The organism is Nocardia pseudovaccinii NBRC 100343, assembly GCF_001613225.1.
GTDB lineage: Bacteria > Actinomycetota > Actinomycetes > Mycobacteriales > Mycobacteriaceae > Nocardia > Nocardia pseudovaccinii.
Genome location: NZ_BDBY01000285.1, coordinates 1 through 5,257 on the forward strand (window position 1 = coordinate 1; position 5,257 = coordinate 5,257).

A 5,257-nucleotide genomic window follows, 5' to 3' on the forward strand; every position below is an offset into this window, starting at 1 on the left:
TTGACATCACGGAAGACGGCCAGGTTCACCTCGTCGATCTCGGCCCGTAGCTCACGCGGGTACAGCTGCGGCGCGCCGGGGCGATGGAGTTCGGTCCATTCGGTGGAGAAGTCGAGGGTGATCTGCGCGTAGTCATTGGTCACCACCTGCCCGGTGGGGACGTCCACGATCGCGGGCACCGTGATGCCGCGCGGATACTCCGGGAACCGCGCGAGGTACGCGTCGCGCAACCGGGGGATGCCGAGCACCGGATCCACCCCACCGGGATCCAGATCGAAGGTCCAGCTGAGCTTGTCGTGCGTCGGCCCGCACAGCCCGAGCGATATGACGTCTTCCAACCCCAGCAACCTGCGCGCGATCAGCGTGCGGTTGGCCCATGGACAGGCCCGCGCCGCGATCAGCCGATAGCGGCCCGACTCGACCGGATACCCGTCGCGTCCGTCGGCAGTAATGCGTGTGGTGATGTAGTTCGTGTCCCGGTTGAACTCACCGGGCTCGACGTAGGAGCCGTTTTCCGATACCGACTTGGTCACTCGCCTAGTCTGGCAGATCGACGCCTTACTCTTGCCGGATGAGTGATACGAAGGCCACCAGGCTGACCCGGGAAACCACCGACGCCGGCGCCGAGGTCGCGACCCTCACCCTGGCCAATCCGCCGCTGAACCTATTCGACCAGTCGATGCTCGACGCGCTCGTCGAGGATCTCGCCGAGCTGTCGGCCAACCCGCCGCGCGCGGTGCTGCTGCGGGCCGAGGGCAAGCTGGTCTCCGGTGGTGTCGACGTGCACGTCTTCGACGGGCTCCTCTCACCCACCCCGCCGACTCCGTCGGCTGCCATCCCCTCAGCAGTCGACCAGGGCGCCGAGCTGTGGCGCACCCTGTTCGCGCAGATCATCCATCCGCTGGAGGCGCTGCCGTGTCCGGTGGTTTTCGCCGCGCACGGCCTGACCCTGACCGCCGCCTTCGAAATGGCCCTGGCGTGCGACATCATCCTGGCCGCGCCGAAGGCGAAATTCGGGCTGGTGGAGACGGTCGTCGGCCTAACGCCGTCGATGGGCGGGCCACAGCGACTGGCCGAGCGCGCCGGTTCGGGCCGCGCCCGCGAATTCGTGATGACCGGTGACCTCTACGACGCCGCGACCATGGCCGAATGGGGCGTGGTCAACGCCATCCACGACGATGTCGATGCCGCCGCGAAGGACCTGACGAATCGCCTGGCCCAGGGCCCGACCCGGGCCCATGCCGCGACCAAGCAGATCATCGAGGCGTGGCGATCCGGCGGTGTGGCGCACGCGGATTCGGTGACGCCGCAGGTGTCCGGTGCGCTGTTCGACACCGCGGATCTGCGTGGCGCGGTGCGCAGCTTCCTGGAGGTCGGACCAGGAAAGGCGACCTACACCGGTCGGTGACAGCGAGGACATGTTCGTCACCTGATCGGGCGCTGCCGGACGAAGTCCGCCATTAGCCCAGCGCTTGAACGAGCGTCGGCGAGTTCACCGCCTATGCCAGCGAAAATGTGACTCGCGTCATATAGTCGCAAGAGCCTGCAGGCTCGAGGCGTGTGCGGAGGACCCATGTCGCAGTTTCTGGTCGAATATCCACTCAACCGTCCGCATGCGTGCGATGCCCCGCTGGCCCGCGGTGCCGATGGGGTGCTGCGCTACGGCAATCTCACCCCTGCGCTGACCGAACTATTGGATCTGCAGGTGCACGCCTTCTCGACCAGGGAGGCGGTCGTGGAGATCGGCGGCCCCCGGCTGAGCTATCGGGAACTGTGGCACTGCGCCTCCCGCATCGCGGGCGGTCTGCAGGAACACGGCATCGGCTACGGCGACCGGGTTGCCATCCACATGCCGACGGGCGTGCGCTGGGTACAGGCCTTCCTCGGAGCGCTGCTCAGCGGCGCGGTCCCGGTGCTGGTGCACGACGGACTGCCCGATGCGGTGGCCGAGCGGGTGATGGCGGACAGCAGTACCGATTTCGTACTCGGCGGCGGCAGCGACGAACTACCCGACGGCGCCGCCTTCATCGATGACGGTGCGGCCCTGAACGATCTGGCGCTGCTCTGCTACACCAGCGGCGCCGGGCCGTGTCCGGCCAACGCCACCGTCGCGCCCAAGGGCGTCGAGCTGACCAACGAAAATCTGCTCTCGGCGATCCGCTCCGTCGTCGCGGCGCTGGATCTGCCGACCGATGGACTGCGCAATCTGGTGCTGTTGCCGCTGGCGCATGCGAGCGGCTGTGTGGACCAGCTGCTGCCGACTTTCGCGGTCGGCGGCACCGTCGTTCTCGCGCCGGATAGTCGCAGTCTCGCGGAAACCATTGTCTCCGAACGGATCGATATGGTTTCCGCGACACCGCGCATCTTCGCCCGTCTGCTGCCCGAACTCGCGGCGCTGCGCACCGAGGGACTGTGTACCGAGGGCATCGTCCGGGTCAGCAATGCGGGCCATCGCGGCGAACGTGCCTCCGCGCCCACCGATCCCGCGGACCTGGCCGCCCCCCTGCGGGATATGTTCCCGGCCGCGCGGCGGTGGTCGGTCTGGGGCGCGACCGAAACCAGCGGCATCGGCCTGGTCGTCGACGACGACACCGATGCCGCGCCCGGCGCCGATCCGGTGCTCGGATTCCCCTTCGGCGGTACCGAATTGGCGCTGTGGGGGCCGCAGGCGCAGACCGGACACGGCGAATTGCTGTGTCGCGGACCGAATGTCACCCACCGCTACTGGAACGATCCGGAGACCACCGCGGACCGCTTCACCGGAAGTTGGTTCCACACCGGCGATCAGGTCAGCATCGACGCCGACGGTCTGGTTCGACGCGAGCGGGCGCAGGCGGGGTGACTCACTCGAGCATGCGGTCGCGCAACCGCGCGCGCAGGTCGGCGGTGAATCCGATGGCGGTCAGGTAGGTCTCGAAATCGCCGTGGCTTTTGTGCACCGTATCCGTCGCGATGCGCAGGTAGTCCTCGCGCACGCCGAGGATATCGATGGAAAGTTCGACTCCCGCAGTGAGTTTCGGCGCCATCATGGCGCGCAGGGCGGGGACGGCGTCATTGCTGGCCATGAAGTCGGCGAGCACATCGGCCTCGCCGACCGCGACCGCGCGCAGCAGGGTCGCGATCGCCCACCCGGTGCGGTCCTTACCCGCCGCGCAATGCACCAGTACCGCACCGTCGCCGTGGGCGATCGTCTCGGCGATGGCGATGATCGCGGCATTGGCCTCGGGCCGGGACGGGAAGTCGCGGTAGACCTCGAGCATGTGCGGGAACGCGGCGTCGGTCTGCGCATCGTGCGGCGGCGCCTCGGCCATCCGTGAGTCGAACGGTGTGACATTGAGTCGCACGCCCTCCGGCAGATTGTCGTGGCCGATGTGCTCGATCTCGCGCGGCCCGCGCAGGTCGAAGACGTCGGTGACGCCGAGTTCGCGCAGGATCGCGTGTCCGGGCAGATCGAGGCCGCTCAGCTGGGCCGAGCGCAACAGCACGCCGGGGCGGATCCGCGCACCGTCGAGGGTGCGCAGACCGCCGAGATCGCGGAAGTTGAACGTGCCGGTCAGATAGAACTGGTCAGCCGAGGGCGAGAGAGTCACCGGTCCAGGCTAGCTACCTCGCGGTGTCGGCACGGTGTCGATCGCGGAACCGTCGGCCGTCCAGTTTGCGAGGTATTGGTGTGGGATCCGCCACAGGGGCCCGGAGCGGTACCGTTATGTACCGTAGTCTGGTCGATGGTCTATCTTGCGTGGGGCAGACGCGAGAGTGACGCCCTCGGAGGCGATTCCGATGAAGACCGCTCGATCGCAGCGGGATTCCGGTTGGGTAACAAAACATTCTTCCAGTCTGGAAATACCCAACGAACCCGTTCTTAAACCCTGGAAACCCTCTACCATTGATGAATGTTGGACTGGGCATCCAGGAAATTCCCTGACGCGGGATTCGTGAGAGCCGCCTGTCATGTTCAGCGAGTCGCGCCGACGAGGGTGCGCGAGTTCTTTCCTCGAGGGAGTCGTCGTTGAGCGTACGTGGAGAAATAGCGGCGGTCAGGCTGCGGCCGACCATCTGCGAGGCCGTCGAGAAGGCGGCCGCCTCGCTCGATTTCACCGGAGTGCGAGCGCTTCGGGTGCTGCTGCATGCCGGCGTGAGTGCGTACTGGCCGTTGGTCAAGGCGGCTCCGGCCAAGCAGGCCCGCAGGTACGAGGCGACCGCGCATCAGTTGGCCGAGCGGTGGGAGGCGCAGACCGATTGTGTTGCCGACCCGCAGGCCGCGGCTCTGTTCCAAGAGATGGACTCCGAGGTCGCGAGTTTCCTGGATCTTTGCGCCGACCGTTCGGGCGCGCAATGGCTGGAGCCGACGGATGCCATCGCGGCCTACGTGGTCTCGATGCTGCAGGGCACGGTGCTGCGCTGGCTCGCGGATTGCAATGACGAAACGATGCTGGTGGTGCTCGACGACCTGGTCAGCAGCCTGGCTGCCCGGGCCGCCGAAGTCTGATTCCCCGCAATACTGGACGTTTGACCAGTTTGGTGGTTGAGTGGGTCCGGTGACAGACACGCCGCCGATTGTCGCACTGCATGCGGCCACGGCCGAGCTGGACCCGCCGCTGGCTGCCCTCGACCTGACCGCGCTGCGCGCCAACGCCGCCGACCTCGTCCGTCGTGCGGGTGGAGTGCCCATCCGAGTCGCGAGTAAATCGGTGCGTTGCCGTGCGGTGCTCGAAGAGGTGCTCGGCGCCGAGCTCACCGCGTCCGGCGGCTTCGCAGGCATCATGTCCTACTCATTGGCGGAGGCCATCTGGCTGGTCCGCCACGGCGCGCGCGATGTGCTGCTCGGCTATCCGACCGCCGACCGCGCGGCGCTCGCCGAACTCGGCACCGATGACACACTGCGCCGATCCATTACGTTGATGGTCGACGATGTCGCGCAGCTGGACCTGATCCGCGCCGCGATCGGCACCGATCTGGCGCGGCCCCGGATCTGCCTCGATGTGGACGCCGCACTGCGAATCGGACCGCTGCACTTGGGTGTTCGGCGCTCGCCGGTGCGTACTCCCGAACAGGCCGCCGCGCTCGCGCGCGAGGCCGTGAACCGTGGATTCGACGTGGTCGGCGTGATGACATATGAGGCGCAGATCGCCGGGCTGCCCGACTCCAATATCGCTGTGCGCCTAGTGAAGCGGGCCTCGGCGGCCGAAATCGGCAAGCGGCGCAGACAAGTTCTGGACGCGGTGCGCTCGGTAGTCGGCAAGCTGGAGATCGTCAA

6 protein-coding genes are annotated in these 5,257 nt (G+C 67.2%); 4 read left to right on the forward strand and 2 right to left on the reverse strand.

Translation table 11 applies throughout. The features are described 5' to 3' along the window. Positions 1 to 533, reverse strand: a 533-nt coding sequence (locus NP3_RS34330; RefSeq protein WP_507762172.1) for a glutathione S-transferase family protein, incomplete at its 3' end; no start/stop codon positions are given. A 38-nt stretch (positions 534 to 571) separates the two neighbouring features. On the opposite strand from NP3_RS34330, the gene NP3_RS34335 reads away from it, so the two are divergent. Together NP3_RS34335 and NP3_RS34340 are read left to right on the forward strand one after the other, a co-directional pair. Further along, positions 572 to 1,408 (forward strand): enoyl-CoA hydratase/isomerase family protein, encoded by an 837-nt coding sequence (locus NP3_RS34335; RefSeq protein WP_063045895.1) that lies wholly within the window; start codon positions 572 to 574, stop codon positions 1,406 to 1,408. A gap of 165 nt (positions 1,409 to 1,573) precedes the next feature. Further along, the gene (locus NP3_RS34340) at positions 1,574 to 2,842 is read left to right on the forward strand and encodes a class I adenylate-forming enzyme family protein (protein ID WP_063045896.1); all 1,269 of its coding nucleotides are present in this window, start codon (positions 1,574 to 1,576) and stop codon (positions 2,840 to 2,842) included. 1 nt (position 2,843) lies between these two features. On the opposite strand, the gene NP3_RS34345 is transcribed toward NP3_RS34340, so the two are convergent. Beyond that, positions 2,844 to 3,590, reverse strand: a complete 747-nt coding sequence (locus NP3_RS34345) for a tyrosine-protein phosphatase (RefSeq protein WP_063045897.1) — start codon at positions 3,588 to 3,590, stop codon at positions 2,844 to 2,846. A 419-nt stretch (positions 3,591 to 4,009) separates the two neighbouring features. Between NP3_RS34345 and NP3_RS34350 the strand changes: the two genes are divergently transcribed. Together NP3_RS34350 and NP3_RS34355 are read left to right on the forward strand one after the other, a co-directional pair. Further along, positions 4,010 to 4,489 carry a TetR family transcriptional regulator gene (locus NP3_RS34350; protein WP_084509400.1) on the forward strand — a complete coding sequence of 160 codons (480 nt, stop codon included), beginning with the start codon at positions 4,010 to 4,012 and terminating at the stop codon, positions 4,487 to 4,489. A gap of 40 nt (positions 4,490 to 4,529) precedes the next feature. Next, positions 4,530 to 5,257, forward strand: a 728-nt coding sequence (locus NP3_RS34355) for an alanine racemase (RefSeq protein WP_174566297.1), incomplete at its 3' end; no start/stop codon positions are given.